The following is a 989-nucleotide window of genomic DNA, read 5'->3' on the forward strand; positions in this document are numbered from 1 at the left end:
CATCAGCGGCAGGGCCACGTTCTCGTCGGCGGGCAGTTCCGGCAGCAGCTGGCCCGACTGGAAGACGAAGCCGAACGCGGTGCGGCGCAGCTCGCTGCGAGCCGGTTCACGAAGCTGGTCGATCCTCCCCCGGAATTCGTCCGGGGGGACCCCTATCTCGCTTCGCTCGCCGCTCAGCAGGACCTCACCGGAGTCGGGCCGCTCGATCCCGGCCAGGCAGTGCAGCAGGGTGGACTTGCCCGAGCCGGACGGGCCCATGACGGCCAGCGACTCGGACGGCCGGTTGTGAGGGTCGGACATCGGCCATTCGGCCGAGTCCGCGGGGAATCGCCTCTTCCGTATTCTGCCGAGCGTGTACACCGAGACTTCGCTGCTCCGTCGGGCGCTGATCGCCGCCGGCTGGATCCTCCTCAGCCTGCTGGGACTGCTCGACGTGTTCGCCGGTCGGGAACCCGACTACCGCTGGACGAGCTGGCTGCCGATCGTGTCCGGGCCGCTTGCCTGCACGGCGCTGTTGTGGCCCGGCCGTGGGCCCAAGACGCAGGTACGTGCCGTACTCGTCGCCGGCGGCTCACTGGCCCTCACTATCGGGATCGGCACAGTCGCGGGCCCGGACGGTGCCGGTACTTGGGGACTGCTGGAGAGCGGCGCTCTGCTGGTGCTGCTTTCCCGTGCAGTGTGGGAGGTGCCGCGCACGAGGACCGCGGCAGCCGTGTCGGCCGCACTGGCCGTGGCGGCCATCGCGATCCCGCTGCGCTGGCTGCCGAGGGACATCCAGGCCGACAGCCAGACCGCCATCAACTGGTGCCTGCTGATGACGCTGGGCGCCGGCACAGCTCTCGCCTGGGGCCTGCGCGCACGGCTGCTGAAGGAGCAACGGGCCCGCGACATCGCCGCCGTACGCCAGCGTCAGCGCCTGGAACTCGCCCACGACCTGCACGACTTCGTCGCCCACCACGTCACCGGCATCATCGTCCAGGCCAACGCCG

Annotated in this window: 1 protein-coding gene and 1 pseudogene; one reads left to right on the forward strand and one right to left on the reverse strand. The window is 70.6% G+C overall.

The features are described from left to right. On the reverse strand, positions 1–300 hold a 300-nt coding region (locus IG99_RS43425; protein ID WP_234312184.1), incomplete at its 3' end, for an ATP-binding cassette domain-containing protein. A gap of 52 nt (positions 301–352) precedes the next feature. Between IG99_RS43425 and IG99_RS43430 the strand changes: the two are divergent. Continuing rightward, positions 353–989: pseudogene (locus tag IG99_RS43430) on the forward strand (sensor histidine kinase); the annotation flags it as partial.

Source organism: Streptomyces griseus subsp. griseus (genome assembly GCF_000720255.1).
Lineage (GTDB): Bacteria > Actinomycetota > Actinomycetes > Streptomycetales > Streptomycetaceae > Streptomyces > Streptomyces griseus_I.